22 protein-coding genes are annotated in these 18,951 nt (G+C 32.3%); 4 read left to right on the forward strand and 18 right to left on the reverse strand.

Features of this window, described 5'->3' with window-relative positions:
* Positions 1-17: 17 nt before the first annotated feature.
* From BHU33_RS02310 to BHU33_RS02365, 12 genes are all read right to left on the reverse strand, one after another.
* The gene (locus BHU33_RS02310) at positions 18-4,331 is read right to left on the reverse strand and encodes a PolC-type DNA polymerase III (protein WP_054646116.1); all 4,314 of its coding nucleotides are present in this window, start codon (positions 4,329-4,331) and stop codon (positions 18-20) included.
* A gap of 53 nt (positions 4,332-4,384) precedes the next feature.
* Complete coding sequence (locus tag BHU33_RS02315; protein ID WP_056997593.1) at positions 4,385-6,091, reverse strand: proline--tRNA ligase; 1,707 nt, start codon at positions 6,089-6,091, stop codon at positions 4,385-4,387.
* A gap of 20 nt (positions 6,092-6,111) precedes the next feature.
* Entirely contained in the window at positions 6,112-7,389 is a 1,278-nt protein-coding gene (gene rseP, locus BHU33_RS02320; protein WP_054646115.1) for an RIP metalloprotease RseP, read from the reverse strand.
* Between the two features lie 19 nt (positions 7,390-7,408).
* Positions 7,409-8,197: a phosphatidate cytidylyltransferase gene (locus BHU33_RS02325; protein ID WP_054646114.1), complete on the reverse strand. Its 789-nt coding sequence runs from the start codon at positions 8,195-8,197 to the stop codon at positions 7,409-7,411.
* Between the two features lie 13 nt (positions 8,198-8,210).
* Positions 8,211-8,951 carry an isoprenyl transferase gene (locus tag BHU33_RS02330; RefSeq protein WP_054646113.1) on the reverse strand — a complete coding sequence of 247 codons (741 nt, stop codon included), beginning with the start codon at positions 8,949-8,951 and terminating at the stop codon, positions 8,211-8,213.
* A 48-nt stretch (positions 8,952-8,999) separates the two neighbouring features.
* A complete protein-coding gene (locus BHU33_RS02335; RefSeq protein ID WP_054646112.1) occupies positions 9,000-9,413 on the reverse strand; it encodes a hypothetical protein in 414 nt (137 codons plus the stop codon).
* A gap of 20 nt (positions 9,414-9,433) precedes the next feature.
* A complete protein-coding gene (gene frr / locus BHU33_RS02340; RefSeq protein WP_054646111.1) occupies positions 9,434-9,997 on the reverse strand; it encodes a ribosome recycling factor in 564 nt (187 codons plus the stop codon).
* Positions 9,998-9,999: 2 nt separating this feature from the next.
* A complete protein-coding gene (gene pyrH, locus BHU33_RS02345; protein WP_054646110.1) occupies positions 10,000-10,722 on the reverse strand; it encodes a UMP kinase in 723 nt (240 codons plus the stop codon).
* 113 nt (positions 10,723-10,835) lie between these two features.
* A complete protein-coding gene (tsf, locus tag BHU33_RS02350; protein WP_180993516.1) occupies positions 10,836-11,693 on the reverse strand; it encodes a translation elongation factor Ts in 858 nt (285 codons plus the stop codon).
* Positions 11,694-11,775: 82 nt separating this feature from the next.
* Positions 11,776-12,528 (reverse strand): 30S ribosomal protein S2, encoded by a 753-nt coding sequence (gene rpsB / locus BHU33_RS02355; protein WP_054646108.1) that lies wholly within the window; start codon positions 12,526-12,528, stop codon positions 11,776-11,778.
* Positions 12,529-12,679: 151 nt separating this feature from the next.
* Complete coding sequence (locus BHU33_RS02360; protein WP_054646107.1) at positions 12,680-12,961, reverse strand: GIY-YIG nuclease family protein; 282 nt, start codon at positions 12,959-12,961, stop codon at positions 12,680-12,682.
* Positions 12,951-13,700: a tRNA1(Val) (adenine(37)-N6)-methyltransferase gene (locus BHU33_RS02365; RefSeq protein WP_056997592.1), complete on the reverse strand. Its 750-nt coding sequence runs from the start codon at positions 13,698-13,700 to the stop codon at positions 12,951-12,953. Before BHU33_RS02365 ends, BHU33_RS02360 begins: the two co-directional genes overlap by 11 nt.
* A gap of 78 nt (positions 13,701-13,778) precedes the next feature.
* On the opposite strand from BHU33_RS02365, the gene BHU33_RS02370 reads away from it, so the two are divergent.
* Positions 13,779-14,405 (forward strand): lysophospholipid acyltransferase family protein, encoded by a 627-nt coding sequence (locus BHU33_RS02370; RefSeq protein WP_056997591.1) that lies wholly within the window; start codon positions 13,779-13,781, stop codon positions 14,403-14,405.
* Positions 14,406-14,461: 56 nt separating this feature from the next.
* Here the strand turns inward: BHU33_RS02370 and BHU33_RS02375 are convergent, their stop codons facing one another.
* Both BHU33_RS02375 and BHU33_RS02380 read right to left on the reverse strand, forming a co-directional pair.
* Positions 14,462-14,686, reverse strand: a complete 225-nt coding sequence (locus tag BHU33_RS02375; protein WP_054646106.1) for a YneF family protein — start codon at positions 14,684-14,686, stop codon at positions 14,462-14,464.
* 23 nt (positions 14,687-14,709) lie between these two features.
* Positions 14,710-14,961 (reverse strand): DUF896 domain-containing protein, encoded by a 252-nt coding sequence (locus tag BHU33_RS02380; protein WP_054646105.1) that lies wholly within the window; start codon positions 14,959-14,961, stop codon positions 14,710-14,712.
* 145 nt (positions 14,962-15,106) lie between these two features.
* Between BHU33_RS02380 and lexA the strand changes: the two genes are divergently transcribed.
* The gene (gene lexA, locus BHU33_RS02385) at positions 15,107-15,742 is read left to right on the forward strand and encodes a transcriptional repressor LexA (protein WP_056997590.1); all 636 of its coding nucleotides are present in this window, start codon (positions 15,107-15,109) and stop codon (positions 15,740-15,742) included.
* 44 nt (positions 15,743-15,786) lie between these two features.
* On the forward strand, positions 15,787-16,017 hold the full coding sequence (locus BHU33_RS02390) for a hypothetical protein (protein ID WP_054646104.1): 231 nt from the start codon (positions 15,787-15,789) through the stop codon (positions 16,015-16,017).
* An 88-nt stretch (positions 16,018-16,105) separates the two neighbouring features.
* Here BHU33_RS02390 and BHU33_RS02395 read toward each other — a convergent pair whose 3' ends face one another.
* The 4 genes from BHU33_RS02395 to BHU33_RS02410 are packed head-to-tail and all read right to left on the reverse strand — an operon-like array spanning position 16,106 to position 18,151.
* Positions 16,106-16,606: a phosphatidylglycerophosphatase A family protein gene (locus BHU33_RS02395; protein WP_054646103.1), complete on the reverse strand. Its 501-nt coding sequence runs from the start codon at positions 16,604-16,606 to the stop codon at positions 16,106-16,108.
* A gap of 17 nt (positions 16,607-16,623) precedes the next feature.
* The gene (locus BHU33_RS02400) at positions 16,624-17,235 is read right to left on the reverse strand and encodes a hypothetical protein (protein WP_054646102.1); all 612 of its coding nucleotides are present in this window, start codon (positions 17,233-17,235) and stop codon (positions 16,624-16,626) included.
* A gap of 13 nt (positions 17,236-17,248) precedes the next feature.
* Entirely contained in the window at positions 17,249-17,935 is a 687-nt protein-coding gene (locus BHU33_RS02405; RefSeq protein ID WP_054646101.1) for a type II CAAX endopeptidase family protein, read from the reverse strand.
* Positions 17,936-18,151, reverse strand: coding sequence for a hypothetical protein (locus BHU33_RS02410; RefSeq protein WP_054646100.1), 216 nt, complete (start codon positions 18,149-18,151; stop codon positions 17,936-17,938). It lies immediately after the preceding gene.
* A gap of 128 nt (positions 18,152-18,279) precedes the next feature.
* On the opposite strand from BHU33_RS02410, the gene BHU33_RS02415 reads away from it, so the two are divergent.
* On the forward strand, positions 18,280-18,912 hold the full coding sequence (locus tag BHU33_RS02415) for a deoxynucleoside kinase (RefSeq protein ID WP_054646099.1): 633 nt from the start codon (positions 18,280-18,282) through the stop codon (positions 18,910-18,912).
* Positions 18,913-18,951 lie beyond the last annotated feature (39 nt).

The raw sequence follows: 18,951 nt of genomic DNA on the forward strand, positions 1-18,951 counted from the left end.
TTGTTTCTTCAATCTAACTACATATCAAAAAGACTAAGTTGATTTTCATCAGGTAGTCCCGTTAAAACTCCATTTTTGGTCATATATTCTATTACTGTTTTTGAAACACTGCCACGCTTAGCTAAGTCTTCTTTCGAAATAAATGGTTTATCTTCTCGAGCTGCCACGATTTGCTTAGCCACATTTAATCCTAGCCCTGGAACCGAGCTAAACGGTGCAATTAATTTTTTACCATCCATCAACCATTCTGAAGCATCAGAACGTTGCAAATCAATCATTTCAAATTCAAAACCGCGTTCTAGCATTTCATTGGCAATTTGCATTACCGTCAATAAATTCTTTTCTTTAGTTGAAGCTTCAGTACCTTTACTAGTAATTTCATTAATCACATTTTTTACTGCATCTTTACCATGAGACATTGCTTCAACATCAAAATCATCTGCACGAACCGAGAAGTATGCCGCATAGTATACCAATGGAAAATAAACTTTAAAATAAGCGATTCGTAATGCCATTAACACATAAGCAGTAGCATGAGCTCTAGGAAACATATATTTAATTTTAAGGCAAGAATCGATATACCACTCAGGAACATTTGCATCACGCATCGTTTGTTGCCATTCATCTTTGATTCCTTTACCCTTACGAACTTTTTCCATAATTTGAAAGGAGGTTTCAGAGTCAACACCATAGTTAATTAAATCGGTCATAATATTATCACGACAACCAATTACATTGGAAATGGTTGCTGTTCCATCCTTAATCAATTCATCGGCATTACCTAACCAAACGTCTGTTCCGTGAGATAATCCGGATATCTGAAGCAAATCAGAAAAGTTTTGGGGATGTGTATCTTCTAACATACCACGAACGAAATTAGTTCCAAATTCAGGAATCCCCAAAGTTCCAGTTTTAGAAAAAATCTGGTCTGAAGTTACTCCCAAAATTTCGGGACTGCTAAAAATTGTCATAACTCCTTCATCATTCATCGGAATCGTATATGGGTCAATTCCAGATAAATCTTGTAACATTCGAATCATGGTTGGATCATCATGTCCTAAAATATCTAATTTTAAAATGTTATCATGAATCGAATGAAAATCAAAATGAGTAGTTTTCCACGCTGCACTCTGATCTTCAGCCGGATACTGAATCGGCGTAAAATCATAAATATCCATATAATCAGGGACTACGATAATTCCAGCTGGATGTTGCCCAGTTGTTCGTTTAACTCCGGTAGCCCCTTTAGACAGTCGATCAATTTCAGCATTTCTAAGGTTTTTACCGGTATCTCGCTCATAAGCTTTTACATACCCATAAGCAGTTTTATCGGCAACTGTTCCAATAGTTCCAGCTCGAAATACATTATTTTCTCCGAATAATACCTTGGTATAGTTATGAGCAATTGATTGATAGTCTCCAGAAAAATTCAAATCAATATCAGGTACTTTATTTCCTTTAAATCCCAAGAAAGTTTCAAATGGTATATTATGCCCATCTCCAACCATTATCGTTCCACACTTTGAACATTTCTTTTGCGGCAGGTCAAAGCCAGAACTATATTCACCTTTAGTAAAAAATTCTGAATGCTGACAATTAGGGCAACGATAATGTGGTGGTAACGGATTAACTTCAGTAATTCCCGTCATAGTTGCCACTAAACTAGAGCCAACTGATCCACGCGAACCAACTAAATACCCATCTTTATTACTCTTTGAAACTAATCGTTGCGAGATTAAATAAATAACTGAGAATCCATTTCCAATAATACTTTTTAGTTCACGATCTAACCGATCTTGAACTATTTTAGGTAATTCATCCCCGTATAACCGATGAGCCGTATCTAAGGTTCTTTGCTTAATTTCATCCTCAGCACCCTCCATTTTAGGAGTGTACAATTTATCCTTTAGAGGATGAATATCTTCAATTTTATCAGCAATCTGATTGGGATTATCAACCACAATCTGCTCTGCTTTTTCATCACCCAAAAACTTAAAATCATCTAACATCTCGTTTGTAGTTCTAAAATGTAATTTAGGTAATTCAGTTCGATTTAAGGGATTTGCCCCACCTTGAGAATTAATTAAAATTTTACGATAAATATAATCGTGTGGATCAAGATAATGGGCGTCACCCGTGGCTACAAGTGGAATTTTTGTTTCATCAGCAACTTCTGACATGTTTTTAATAATATCTTGAAGTTTGCCGCGATCACTAATTAAACCACTATCGAGTAATGGCTGATAGGCTGCTTGGGGTTGAACCTCTAAATAATCATAAAACTTAGCTTTATCTAATGCCTCTTGTTTTCCTTTTTGCATCATTGCTGTAAATACTTCACCACTAGAACAAGCGGAACCAACTAAAATTCCATCTCGATATTTTTCTATTTCACTTCGAGGAATACGCGGAACTCGATAAAAATATTTGATATGTGCTAAAGATACTAGTTTAAATAAATTTTTTAATCCAGCTTGAGTCTGTGCCATTAAAATCGCATGAAATGGACGAGCATGTTTGTAAGCATCATTTTCAGTCATATGCTCATTTAATTGATCATGAAACTGAATATTATATTCTTTTTCAGCGTCTTTTAAAAAGAGATAATTTAAGTGACCTGTTGTTTCAGCATCATAAATTGCACGGTGATGGTGTTCCAAAACTACGTCAAATTTTTTCGCTAAGGTATTAAGTCGATAACTTTTATAGTTTGGGTATAAAAACCGGGCTAACGTTAACGTATCAATGATTGGATTACTAATTTTGGACATTCCATGACGTTCATAACCGGTATTCATAAAGCCAACATCGAATGTTACGTTATGTCCAACCACAATTGAATCACTACAGAACTCTCGGAAAAGTTTAAAAACCTCTTCTTCTGACTTTGATCCTGCAACCATATCATCAGTAATTGAAGTTAAATTAGTAGTTTGTTCAGACAAGTGAAATCCTGGGTCAATAAATTCTTCGAACTCTTCAATAACATTATTACCCTGCATTTTAACTGCCGATAATTCAATAACACGGTCATAAATTGCTGAAAGTCCAGTAGTTTCTGTATCAAATACAACGTAGGTTGCATCTTTTAAAGGAACATGTTTGTCATTAAATGCAATTGGTTCCCCGTCATCAACCACATTAGCTTCCATCCCATATAACATCTTGATATTGTTTTTTTCAGCAGCATTATAAGCATCGGGAAAAGCTTGAACATCATCATGATCAGTAATTGCAATTGCTTTTTGTCCCCAATCTGAAGCTCTTGAAACAAAATCAGAAATAGAATTAGTTGCATCCATTTGACTCATGTTTGAGTGTAAATGTAACTCAACTCTTTTTTGGTCTTCTGGAGCAGTATCTTGACGTTCTTCATGTGAAATTGGATTAATATCATAAGCATTCATAACTAATTCGTGCGAATAATTATCTTCTTGGATGCTTCCTCGAACTTTAACCCAACTACCATCTTGTAAATCAGCAAATTGAGATGCTTCCTCATCATTTTTAGAAAATTTCTTGATAGTTAAAGAAGATGTATAATCAGTGACCTTTAAAATTAATAGCTGACGACCAGAACGCAAAGCACGAATTTCTTTATCAAAAATATAACCATTAACAATTGCTGAACGTTCTTCTTCCGTAATATTCTCCATTTGAGTTACATCAGCATTGTCAGCAATTTTACGTCCAATCATTGTATTTCCAGCACCTTTAGCTGCTGACTTTTGTAAATTAGCTTTATTCATAGACTCACGAGCTTGTTTAGCTAATTTTTCATCACGCTCTTTTTTCTCTGCTTTTAAATGTTGAATTTGGGCTTGTGATTCAGTTTCATCAACCATAGTATGAATAGAAAATTGAGGAAACCCTACTTTTTGATATGTTTCTTCAATTGGACCTAAAGCTTTATTTGTCATAAAATCTTTCACTAAATCATTAATGGCTAAAAAAATTACTCGTCCATCTTCTAATTTTGGAACATTATTATTACATAATTCATAAGCTAAATTTGATTGTAATCCTGAATTTTTAACAATCCATTCCCAATAATCACCTAGTTCTCGATTATTTAACTCAGTCTGTTGCGACTTTATAAAAAAATCTATGTTTGCAATCTGACTAAAAGCCGCTTGTAACTTACTAATAAAATCAACAAAAATATTATATGGTAAAACTTTTGGGAATGAGAAATGAAATTCCCATTTATTTGATTTTTGATGGACCTTAACTTCATCTATCTGAGCATCTTGATATGCGTTTCGCTGATCTTTATCAATCTGGATCTGATCTAACAATTTATCAAATTGTTCTTTTTTATTTAAGGACACTTTAAACTCCCTTCTTGTCTAACAAAAAAGACCAGTTAATGCTGGCCTCAATGCTATATTTCTTTTGATAAAATATGAATTGTATTTTTTAAATCATCAACTCTGGTTTCAACTGTTTCTCCAGTTTTTCTAATTTTAACCTCTACAATTCCTTCATCGGCTTTTTTACCAACTGTAATTCGAATTGGAATTCCAATCAAATCAGAATCAGCAAACTTAACACCAGCACGTTCCTTTCGATCATCAATTAGAACTTGGAAGCCTGCCTTTTCAAGACCATCATTAATTTTTTGGGCGAGTTCAGATTGCGATTCTTTTTTCAAGTTAGTTGGGATAATATGAACATCAAACGGTGCAATGGCTTTAGGCCATACTAATCCATTACTATCAGCTTGTTGTTCTGAAACTGCTGATAATAATCTACTTATACCAATCCCATAACATCCCATAATAACAGGTTGTTGACGGCCATTTTCATCTAAAATATCTGCACCAAGTACCTTAGAATAACGAGTTCCCAATTTGAAAATATGGCCAATTTCAATTCCTTTAGTAAATTGGAGAACTCCACTTCCATCAGGGGAAATATCTCCCTCTTTAACTGTTCTAAAATCTCCGTAATGGACATTTTGCAAATCACGTTCAGGATTAACCCCATTATAATGTTTATCATTCTCGTTTGAACCAGCAACTCCGTTTACAACACTTTTTACATACTCGTCCGCAACAATAGAAATTTCTGCATTAATATTAAAAGGTCCCACAGATCCAGGCTTGACTCCTAAATAATTTTCAACCTGTGATAGTGTAGCAAGCTCAACATTCTCGGCATTAAAGAAACGTTTAATTTTAGCTATATTAGCTTCTTGATCACCGCGTAATAATACTAAAACTGGTTTTTCATCAACTATATAAAGTAAGCTTTTGATAATTTGTTTTGAATCAACATCAAAAAATTTTGCAACTTGTTTGATATTTTTAATATCAGGAGTATCAACTAATTCCAAATCATTTATTTCACCATGTGATTTTTTATTAACAAACATGTCAGTAGCCATTTCTAAATTAGCAGCATAATCACTGTCATCTGAATATACAATCGTATCTTCACCGACCGCTGCCGGTGCAGAAAATTCCATAGAATCTGAACCGCCCATGCTTCCACTATCTCCAATAATACCACGGTAATTTAAACCAATTTGGTTAAAAATATTTTCAAAAGTAGTTCGCATTTTTTTGTATATTTCATCTAAATCACCATCATTAGCTGAAAATGAATATGCATCTAACATTAAAAATTCACGACTTCTCAAAAGACCATAACGAGGACGATCTTCATCTCGATACTTAGATTGGATTTGATAAATATTTAATGGAAGTTTTTTATAAGAATTAACTGTTCCTTTGATCAATTCGGTGACAGTTTCTTCATGAGTTGGTCCTAAAATAAAATCAGTATCATGACGATTTTTTAATTTAAATAATTCTGGACCATAAGAATCATATCGGCCTGAATCTTTCCAAAAACTTGCAGGAATAATGTCAGGTAACAGCATTTCATTTGCTCCGGTCTTATTCATTTCACTTTGAATAATTTTTTCTATTTTTTCTAAAACTCGATAGGCTAAAGGCAAGTATGCATAAGTTCCCGCTGAAACCTGGCGAATATAGCCAGCTCTAATTAACATTTTGTGACTAATTGCTTCTGCCCCAGTTGGATCTTGCTTTTGTGTTGGAATTAACATTTCTGATTGTTTCATTTTCTACCACTCCTACCCTATTAATGCACAAAATATCGCATAATATCATTCCAAGTTACTAAAATCATTAAAATAACTAAAAATCCAAAACCTATTAAAGTAATAACTGTTTCTGTTTTTTCTGAAATGGGTTTTCCTCTAATTGCTTGAATAACATTTAAAAAAATTTTACCCCCGTCTAAAGCTGGGATAGGAATTAAATTGACCACTGCTAAATTAATTGATAACCAAGCTAATAATGCGACTACTCCTGTAATTCCATATGAAGTCGCTTGTGAAGTACTAGCATAAATTGCTACTGGACCGCCAAGATTATTTAAAGAAAAATGTCCAGAAACCATTGACCACAAGGCACCAGCCAGTTGAACTGTTGTTGACCAAGTTTTAGTAAATCCAGATGTGATTTTTGCCCCAAAGCTATCATTAGTGGTAGCCTTGATTCCAATTATACCAACTTTTTTCTTTTGCACCTGTTGTGAAGCTGTCTTCAAAGTAACGTTTTTATCTTTTTTATCATGTAAAACTTTTATTTTTATTTTTTGATCTGGTTTTTTTTCTATTTGTTTTCCTATGTCCTGAAATGTATTAGTCTTATGACCATCGATTGCAATAATTCGATCTCCTGATTTAATTCCTGCATCTTTTGCCACACTTGGCTGATTATTAGGAATGTCAATTTGGTTAGAATTATTTGATACTCCGCCTTGCATAAAAGCCAATATGGTAAATGCAACAATTGCTAAGATTACATTATTAATAATTCCAGCAGCATTAACCATAATTTGTTTATATACAGGTGCATTTTGAAATTGAACATCTGCTGGTGCGATTTGAACCCCAATTCCATCTTTTTTGATAATTAGAGCGTCATGATCAACTGAAAATCTCTTTTTTTCATTTTCATTACCATTTTCAAATCCTTCAATCCAAAGTCCATTAACCAAATCGGCATCAGAAACCTGAAATGGAATCCCTTTAAGCATCTGATTCTTATTACTTAAATCGATTTTAGTAACCAAATCATTATCATTAATCTGTAATTTTACCGGAGTTCCTGGTTGTATTTCGTCAGCTTCATCATCAACACTTCCAGCGAGTCGCACATATCCACCAAGTGGGAGTATACGGATTGTGTAAGTAGTATGGTTACGACGATAGTAAAATAATTTTGGTCCCATTCCGATAGAAAACTCACGGACCATAATTCCACATTTTTTAGCCACAATGAAATGGCCAAACTCATGCACAAAAACTAAAATTCCAAAAACAATGATAAAACTAACTATAGTTGTTATCAAATCATCACAAACCTTTCAATTATACGATTCCAAACAAATGAAGCAGTGGAAGTACAAATAACAAACTATCAAAACGATCTAAAATTCCACCATGACCAGGTAAAATCTTGCCAGAATCTTTAACGCCATAAAAACGTTTCAAAGCTGATTCAACTAAATCACCGAGTTGTCCAAACGTTGATAAAATAATCGTAATAAAAAACATTGATAAGGTACTAAAACCATTTATTGGGAAAAAGAAAACGAAAATTGTACATACAATCGTTGCGATTAAAGTTCCGCCAATGGAACCCTCCCAAGTTTTATTAGGAGAAATATGTTTAGCTAATTTGTTTTTACCAAAATACTTACCAATAAAATAAGCACCAGAATCAGTACACCACACAATAAATAAAGCATATAACAAAGTTGTTAAACTATCTTGTCTAGCAATAATAAAGTAATGAAACCCAAAACCAATATATAACATTGCCATCGTATAAACGCCAGCATCATCAAAATTAAATTTATTTTTTGAAAATACCGTTGCCAGCAATAACAACATAATTAAAATATAAAATACAAAGGAAGGACTAAGATAATTTGGCAATAAACCAGAAAAATTTGCTGGAATAATCAATGAAGCTACCCCAACAAAAGCAATCAATGCTTCTACAGAAATAATCATTCTTTTTTTCATAATGAAAATTTCAGCCATCGCAATTAATCCTAAAACAACTGCGGCTGTGTCAATCCAAATACCTCCAGCCAAGATAATTGGAATAAAGATTATCAGCGCAATGACAGCTGTTAAAATTCGTTGTTTCATAATTATAAAGCTCCTATTTATTATTTAAACCGCCAAAACGACGATGTCTTTGTTGAAATTCAATAATCGTTTGTTCAAAATCATCCGGATTATAATCCGGCCATAACTTATCAACAAAAATTAATTCACTATAGGCAATCTGCCACAGTAAAAAATTAGAAATTCTCTCTTCTCCACTAGTTCTAATTAATAAATCTGGATCAGCCCACTTACCTAAAAAAGATGTAGATAAATTATCAGAAAACAAATTGGAATCAATTTGATCTGCACTTAATTCCCCATTTTCAACCTTTTTTGCCAAACACTTAGTGGTATCGATAATCTCATCTCGACTACCATAATTTAATGCAAAATTTAAAATCATGCCAGTGTTATCTTTAGTATCTGCTTTAGCGTCTGCCACAGCTTTTCTAGTTTTAGCTGGCAATTTAGATGTATCTCCAATCGTCATAACCTTAACATTATTTTTAATCAGCTTAGGAATGAATCGATTAAAAAAGGTAGTAGGCAAACTCATGATATATTTAACTTCACTAGAAGGTCGTTTCCAATTTTCTGTTGAAAAAGCATAAAGGGTCAAAACTTTGATACCCATGTCGCTTGCAGTGGTAGTAATATCTTCAACGACATTCATCCCTTTTTTATGACCAGCAATTCGTGGGAAATGACGTTTTTGTGCCCATCTACCATTACCATCCATAATAATCGCTACATGATTGGGGATTCTATCTTTATCTAATTGAATGTCACTCATTAATACACCCCATTTTTAAAGTAAATAAAGGATGAGCATTCTCATCCTTTACTTGATTAATCTCCATTCGCCACGATTAGCATTTGCCAACGTATTGAAATATTTTAGAATTTTATTTGCGGTTTCAGGGCTATGAACTCCTAACAAATTTAATCCTTTTCCAGTGGTAATGGGTTCTGATAAATCAGTAACATCAGTCCCATTTTCCATGGTTGCTTCAGAAAATGAAATTACCCAATCTTTTGCAATTAACTGCGATGCCATAAAAAATAAATTAAAATCATCTGCAATATAAGCTGGCATAACATAAATACCTTGCTGTATCTCATGTAACTGCTCTTTACCAAAATTAAATGTGGTAACATTTTCAGCATTAACTGGCTCATTGAGTTTAAACACCATTTTATCAAACTCTGGAGTACCTGGTGTTATTTCATGTTCCTTTTCTTGTCTATTGGACATCCTAACACTTCCTAAAAAAATTAGTTTTTCATAAGCGCTTCTTGTTTTTCTTTTACGATTTTGTCAATTCCATTAATAGCATTGTTAGTTAATTTTTGAATTTGGTTTTCTAATTCGTGAGCTTCATCATCGTTAATATCATCATTTTTATTATTGCGCTTAACGATGTCCATACTATCTCTTCTAACATTTCTAATTGCTACTTTACTTTGTTCCCCAATTGCTTTAGCTTTTTTAGCAATTTCTTTCCGCCGCTCCTCAGTTAATTGAGGAACTTCAATACGAATATTATCACCGTCATTCATTGGATTTAATCCTAAATCAGCTTCTAAGATACCACGTTCAATATCTTTTAATGAACTCTTGTCATATGGTGTAATCATCATGATTCGAGGTTCTGGAATTGAAATTGATGCTACTTGATTTAATGGTGTCTGTGTTCCATAGTATTCAACACTAACTGGTTTTAAAATACTAGCATTCGCTCTTCCAGCTCGCATTTGTCCTAAATCATTTTCCAAAACACTTTGAGCTTTATCCATTTTGTGTTGCGTTTCTTTAATAAGTTCTTTTGAATTTGTCATCTTTATTTTCCTTCCACAACAGTTCCAATATTTTGACCTTCAACAACTTTTTTAATATTTCCAGGTTTATTTAAATTAAAAACTACTAAAGGAATATTATTATCCATTGATAAAGAACTAGCCGTTGAATCCATAACATGCAGTCCTTTATTCAAAATATCCATTTGAGTCAATTTATTGTATTTAACCGCATCAGGGTTAGTTTTAGGATCATCTGAATAAATCCCGTCCACGCCATTTTTTGCCATTAAAATTGCATCAGCATCAATTTCAGCAGCACGTAAAACAGCTGTGGTGTCAGTAGAAAAGTATGGGTTTCCAGTTCCCCCAGCAAAAATTACAATTCGACCTTTTTCAAGATGGCGAACTGCTTTTCGTCTAATGTATGGTTCTGCAATTTGTCGCATTTCAATGGAAGTTTGTAATCTAGTTGGTACCCCAGCAGATTCTAGATTATCTTGTAAAGCTAATCCATTCATAATAGTAGAAAGCATGCCAATATAATCTGCCTGAGCTCGTTCCATGCCCATTTCCGCACCTGCTTCACCACGCCACATGTTTCCACCGCCAACTACAATGGCAATTTGAATCCCTTGATTATAGACATCTCTTATCTCGTCAGCCATTTTTTTAATTACAGGTGGATTAATTCCAAATCCTTTATCTCCAGCAAGTGCTTCACCACTAACTTTTAATACAACCCGTTTATACTTTAAATCAGACATTAAATTTCCCCCTGAAATTGTTTAATTATTACATTAATTTTAGCATAAACTATTTCATAACAACAGTTTACATGCATCCGACAAAAAAAGACTAGCATAGCTAGTCTTTTTAATTATTTTGTTTCGGATTCGGTTGCTTCCTCAACACCTTCACCAACTTGATATCTTACAAAGGCATCCAATTGGCCACCTTCGGATTTAACAAATTGAGAAACAGATTGATCTGGGTCTTTAGCAAAGGGTTGGTCTTCTAAACAAATTCCAGCAAGGAACTTGTTTAAACGTCCAGCAACCATTTTTTCAACAATATTTTCAGGCTTACCTTCATTAAGAGCTTCTTTAGTAAGGTTTTCTTTTTCTTGAGCAAGTCTTTCAGGTGCAATATCATCTTTTGACAAGAACTCTGGATTTTCAGCTGCTACGTGCATAGCAACATCTTTAGCAACACCTTCGTTAGCACCAGTGATTTTTACTAATACACCGATTTGACCACCATTGTGTAAATATGCACCAAAATTTTGTTCATCATTTTTTGTCATTACAACAAAACGACGAAGAGTGATTTTTTCACCAGTAATTTGACTAGTATGAATGATTGCATCTTGAATAGTTCCATCACGTAATGGTAGTCCGAGAGCAGCTTCAACACTATCTGGTTGTTCTAAAGCAATTTGGTCGGCAACTTCGTCAATCAAATCCTTAAAATCATCGTTGGCAGCCACAAAATCTGTTTCAGAATTAATTTCAACAATTGCTGCTTTATTATCATGAATAGCAACTCGGGTTAATCCATCAGCAGCCGTATTACCACTCTTCTTTTGTGCCTTAGCAATTCCTTTTTCTCTTAAAACTTCAATTGCTTTCTTTTCATCACCATCTGCTTCAACCAATGCTTTTTTTGCATCCATCATTCCAGCACTAGTTTTATCACGCAAACTTTTAACTTGTTGGGCAGTAATTTTAGCCATAATTCAAGTTCTCCTTTAAATTTTTTATTAAAAAGGCCGACTCTGATAGGCCGAATTGGTCTAAAAAAGTCAGCCAGATAATTTTTTATTTGTCTTCTTTTTCTGAAGCTTTTTCGTCATCTTTTTTATCAAAAGTGTCTTCATTAACTTCATCTTCGCCTTGGCGACCTTCAATAATAGCATCAGCCATAGTTGAAGTAATTAATCTAATAGCACGAATAGCATCATCATTTGATGGAATAATATAATCAATTCCGTCAGGATCTGTATTAGTATCAACCATTGCAATAACTGGAATGTTTAATTTTTGAGCTTCTTTAAGAGCAATTTGTTCTTTATGAGGATCAACAATAAACATAACATCCGGAATCTTAGGCATATCTTCAATACCACCCAAGAATCTTTCAAGTTTATCAGTTTGTTTAGTTAATAATGAAGCTTCTTTTTTAGGCAATCTTTCAAATGTACCATCATTTGCCATCTTTTTAAGATCTTTTAGATACTTAATCCGTTTTTGAATGGTGTTCCAGTTTGTAAGAGTTCCACCTAACCAACGATGGTTAACATAAAAGGCCCCAGAACGTTTTGCTTCTTCTTCAATTGAATCTTGTGCTTGCTTTTTAGTTCCTACAAATAGAACTACGGCATCATCTGCGGCTTCACCCTTTAAAAAGTTGTAAGCTACGCCTAATAATTTAACAGTCTTTTGCAAATCAATGATGTAAATACCATTACGTTCAGTAAAAATGTATTTAGCCATCTTAGGATTCCAACGACGTGTTTGATGTCCAAAATGAACACCTGCTTCTAATAATTGTTTCATTGTTACTACAGCCATAATAAGCCTCCAAAATATAGTTTTTCCTCCCCAGAATTATACACAGAACTCAAAGAGCACTACTATGTAAAACATTCCAGGTGCGTATTGGTAATTAATACCGTGGTTAAGTATACAAGAAAATAAATAAAAAAACAAATGAATTTTAAAATTATAATGACAAAAACGTTTTTTTTACTCCACGTGCAACTAAAAATTGCTCTTTTTTTCTTCGAGACTGATGTTTAAATTTATATTCTGATTGCAAAGCTTCTCTTTTAGAAGTAAATTCTTCTGAATAAATTAACTTCACGGGAAGATGACTTTTAGTATATTTAGCCCCTTTGCCAGTTTGATGTTGGTAAACTCGACGAGCTACATTAGTGGTATATCCTCCATAAAATGAACCATCTCCACATAACAAAACATAAATAAAGTACCCATTATTTTCCATATAAAATTGCCTTTATGAATTTTAAATAATCATTGCCATCATAAACAAAGATTGGCGATTCAACTTTTAATCCTGCTGCTTTACCATCTTTAATGGCTGAGATTAATACCATGTTTGCATCGCGCCTCTTTTTAGGATAAATAAACTGCACTTTTTTAGGTGCCAAACGATGTGATTTCATTTTTTCAAAAATCTCAATCAATCGATCAGGTCGATGGACCATAAACATTTTGCCGTTTGTTTTTAATAATTGACTTGAAACGTCAATTACTTCCTCCAAATTTGTTTTAACTTCATGCCGTGCGACTGCCAAATAAGGATTAGGATTTTTCTTACTATTAGGTTTATCAATAAAATATGGGGGATTTACCAATACATCATCAAATGACTCTTTTTCAAACAAAGTTATGCTATCTTTCAAATCAGCATTATATACTCGCATTTGTTTTTCAAGATCATTTAAACGAACGCTTCGCTCGGCCATGTCACTCAAACGTGGCTGTATTTCAACTTCAAATATTTGCCCATCTGTTTTATTACTAACAAACAACCCAACGGCTCCGTTTCCAGCGCAGAGATCAATAATTTTGGCATGACGGCTTTTTTTTATGTTAGCAAAATTTGCTAACATTACTGCGTCAAGTGAAAAAGAAAAGACTTCAGAACTTTGAATAATTTTAATATTGTTACTATACAATTGATCAACTCGTTCATCATTTTTTAGGTTAACGTGTCCCACTTTGTTTCCCTTTCCTAATTCATAAACTTAATAATGCTATAATATTGATTGTACAACTCAAAAAGGAGGATGAAAAGATTGTTTTATTCATTTGTATTTTCATTTGCAAAATGCGTTATCTGGATTTTTAACGGACGAATCAGGGTAACAAATAAAAACAAAATTCCTAAAGGAAATTATGTTTTAATCGCACCTCATCGAACTTGGTTTGATATGATGTACTTTGGAGTAGTTTTATTGCCAAAACAATTTTATTTTTTAGCTAAAAAGGAATTATTTAAGAATCCAATTTTAGCATGGTGTTTAAAGAAGTGTAACGTTGAACCAGTTGATCGAAATAATCCTGGAATTGCAGTAGTTAAAAATCCAATCAAAGTTTTAAGAAAAACTAATTTATCAGTTATGGTATTTCCATCTGGAACTAGACATTCTACTAAACTAAAGGGTGGTGCTGCCATGATTGCTAAAATGGCTGGAGTTCCCCTACTTCCAGTCGTTTATCAAGGACCGCTCACTATTAAAGAATTACTGTGTCGTAAAAAAGCTCATATTAATTTTGGAAATCCAATCTACATTGACAAAAATGAAAAACTAAATGATGAATCTCAAGCTAAAATTGAAGAAAAGATGAAAAATGCTTTTAAAAAATTGGATAACGAAATTGATCCAAACTACGTATATATTGATGAATCGAAAAAAAGATAATTAAAAATCAAAAAAACCGCTCGATTTAAAATAATCGAACGGTTTTTATTGATAATTTATGATTGTTTAGCATTTCTCTTCATTGAAGTCATCATTTGATTTAATTTCTTTTTAGAAGGTTTTTGTCCCATCTGTAACATCATTGCTTTAATTTGCTCTTCATTAATTGGTGGATTCTCTTTCAAGTATTTTTCCATGTACTTACGAGCACCAAAAAATCCAACTGCTGCTCCACCCACTAAAGCTAGTACTACCAATAATATCCATAACCAAGTAGCCATTATCTTACTCCCTTTTCCTTATATTAGTCGTCTCTAAGATTTTTTTTACGTTGAGCCTCTTTAACTTCATCAGAGGTAACTTCATTACCATTTTTATCGTACATTTTAGTCATTTCTATTTGACTTCTAAAGTTTGATTTAAAACGATCTAAGTATTCTTTTCTTAACTTTTTTTGTTCGTCTTTTTCAGTATCAGTTAAGCCTTCGTTTTTTGACTTTTTCGATAATTCATTAATTCTGGGAATAATTTTCTTTAATTCTTCATCATCTGCCATTATCATCACTCCTTTATTATTTATTATGTTTATAATACCATGTGAACCGATATAAATAAAACTCATTCTATACGAACTAACGTTTGCAATTATTACTATTTATGATACACTATTGTTATTATAATACTATTTTCGAGGTGTATAAATGTCATCAAAAGAAAACTCTAAACAAGCTGACATTCTCAGATTTATATATGATAATGTTAAAAATCATGGTTATCCACCAACAGTTCGAGAAATTGGAAAAAAAGTTGGATTATCATCAACTTCCACTGTGCACGGTCATTTATCAAGACTTGAAAAAAAGGGTTATATAACCAAAGATCCTACTAAACCCAGAGCATTAGAAATAACCCCAGAAGGAGTTAAATCTTTAGGACTCCCTTCTGATGCAAATACTAATGAAATACCTTTACTAGGTACTGTGGCAGCAGGTGAACCAATCCTTGCTATTCAAGAAGCAACTGACTATTTTCCACTTCCACTTGAATTAAAAAAAGATGCTGATTCACTTTTTATGCTAACTATTAGTGGTGAGAGTATGATTAACATTGGTATTTTAGACGGTGACCAAGTCATTGTTAAACGGCAAAATACTGCTGAAAACGGCGAAATTGTAATTGCAATGAATGTTGATGGCGAAGCAACCTGTAAAAGATTTTACAAAGAAAGCGACCATTTTAGATTACAACCTGAAAATGATTCTATGTCTCCTATTATTTTAAAAAAATGCATTATTTTAGGAAAAGTCGTTAGTTTATATCGACCTGTAATCAGGTAATTTTTTGCTATAATAGAATATATTAAACAAAAGGAGATTAATCAATGAAATCAAAAGCATATGAAACATATAATTTAGAAGAGTTTGATGAAGCTATTCCATACAAAATTGGTGATTTAGTGGAGGTAGTTTTTATCAATAATACTGGCTTAGGTGAAAACGAAACCGATTGGCTAAAAGTAATTAGGAAAAATGTTGGAAAATCAACTTCAATTGATAGTGAATTTGAATTTGGACCAAAATGTGTAAAAGCAGTTAAATCTGACAACAATTAATTTATAAATGAATATTAAAAAAACACTTTTGTAGTAAATTCTTCTTAGAATTTAAAAACAAAAGTGTTTTTATAATTAGAGCTTGTTTTTATGAGTTTTCATGTGCAATTTTAGCCGACGCAGCTCCAGCAACCGCTCCAACAATATCATCAATAAACGTAGTAACACGGTTTTGCTTATGATCTAATTCTTTCACAATCCCTTGTTTATTAGTATCAAGTCCACAATAATTTGTGATTCCAATCGTTCCATAAATATTAGCAATTCCAAGTGCAAGAGTTTCATCAACACCAAAAACTCCCAAATCATGTTCTACAATACTTTGCAATGGTTCGTCTAATTTGTGTTCACTAGCTAATCGGTCAATTTCTAAACCAACCATCGCATTATTTAATACTTCTCGCTTATGCAATACATCCGTTACAATTCTATCAACGTATTCCATACTAGGAATTTTAATATAATCCTTTTGCAAATTGTAAGTTACCATTGAAATATCACGAATTGTAACTCCATTTTCATTTAAAGATCTGATAACAAAATCATAAGCTTGTGTATCTGGATATTTATAATCTCTTCTATCTACCATTATTAATCACTCTCCTTTTAAGCTATAAAAGTAATATCATACTTGTTTGGATAATTATCTTCTGTAAAGATTACACTAATTGAAGTTTTATCTTTAAGATGTTTCTCAATCACTTCTGGAACAAATGAGGCTGCTTTAAAATCTTCCTTAAAGTCATCAAAAGTTGAAAAATAATCAATTTCTAAATAAGTGTCAACATTATTACCTGATGAATTGATACTATCAATTCTAATTAAACGATTTGATTTCATTTTTCCTAAAATCGGCATCACAAATTCTTTATAGAACTTAGTGGCCGATTCAAGTTGTTCTGCAACATCTTTTTCTTCATTTTTCATATCATTAATTGTTTCATATGCTTCATGATCTAAATTTTTCATATTATCAACCAAAAAAGATTTATCATGATTATTCAAAGCATTTTTAATATCTTCTGTTTCTTGGCTTTCGTTCCCACCATTTAACACACTGGCTAATTGATCAATTGTCTCAACATCATAATCATTTTTTAACTGACGAATATTTGTAATCTTCTTTATATATAACTTGTTTTCTTGAACAATTTCTGCCTGAACTTTTTGTAATCTATTTTTTAAATTGTTATAAAAATTAAACTCTAAAACATCCATCTTTTTCACCTTGTTATAATATTGTAATTAACATAAATATTGTAGCAACCAAATTGTTGGCAAAATGAACCCCAATCGACACTTCTATTTTATCAGTTTTTAAATAAACATAAGCTAGGATCATTCCTAAAAAAGCATAAATCATAAAACTAATAATATTACTACTCATGTGACCACATGAAAAAATCAATCCACTAAAAATAATTGGAATCAGTGAGTTAGTTTTAAAAAAAAGACCACGAATTAAATAACCACGAAATACTAACTCTTCTAATATTGGCGATAAAAATACCATTGAAATACTCATTAAAACTAAAACGGTTGGATTATTTTTAAGCATATCAAGAATAGCTGCATTATTTTTGGTGCCAATTTGATGGAAGAAAAATCCATTTAATAATTGCATCACAATTTCAATTACGTAAAAAGTCAATAATGCAATTACAATTAATTTAAAATCAGATTTAGTCAACTTATGTGATTTTTGTCGCCAAACACTTCGATATGCCCAAGTTGCCAGAGAAATTGCAATTCCAAATCCGACTATATATAGAATTATATATAAAAACAGCTTGATTCCGGTAAAATTTTTAAGCGAAATTAATTGTACCGGAATTTGAACCACTAATACCATAAAAATTAATCCTAATAATATTAAGGTCCGTTTTAAATAATCAAAAAAATTTAGCTTTTTATTCACTTATTTTTCCTCTTCTTTACTTGCTTTTATTTTATCATGATGTTGTACCATCAATGCAACAATTGGAGTAATTATTATTCTTACTAATACTGCCAGTCCAATTAAGACCATCATTATTTTGATGGAATTGCTGTTTGAAATCATCATAAAATACCCAATCAACACAATTATAACCAAAACAATAATCGTCCAAAGAATGTAACTCATTTTTTTCATAAAGAAACTCCAAATCAACTTCAGTTATTCTTAGAATACCACATTTCAAACTATTATTTTCAAATGAATTCATCTCAACTAATAGCAAAATGATATACTGAAACTATTAAACGAAAAAGGAGTTATTTATGGTGATAATTACCGCTGGAATGATTGGTGTTGGTAAAACAACTTTAACTGGAAAAATTGCAAAACACCTCGGAACTAAACCTTTTTATGAACCTGTAGGGGACAATCCTGTTTTACCTTTATATTACAAAGACCCTAAACAATATGGATTTTTATTACAAATTTATTTTCTAAATAAGCGTTTCTCAATGATAAAGAAAGCATTACAAGATGATAACAATGTTTTAGATCGTTCTATTTATGAAGATGCTCTTTTTACTAAAGAAAACAATGCTGAGGGAAATATTTCAGACGTTGAACTAGAAGTTTACCTTAAATTACTAGATAACATGATGAGAGAATTGGACGAGCTTCCTAAAAAGCAACCAGATTTATTAGTTTATGCCGCAACTGATTTTGAAACTATTTTAAAAAGAATCCAAAAACGTGGTCGTGACTATGAACAATTTGAGGGAAATCCAGAATTAAAAAACTATTATTATAAAATGTGGACAGCTTATCAAAAATGGTATAAAGATTATGATATAAGTCCAAAAATGAAAATTGATTTACAAAAATATGACCTATCTGATGATAAGAATACTGCCATTATTCTTAATCAAATTGATGATAAGTTAAAAACAATTCGATAAAAAATAAACACCTAGTCAACATTATTAATGCCGATTAGG

The organism is Fructilactobacillus lindneri DSM 20690 = JCM 11027 (assembly GCF_002907375.1).
Classification (GTDB): Bacteria; Bacillota; Bacilli; order Lactobacillales; family Lactobacillaceae; genus Fructilactobacillus; species Fructilactobacillus lindneri.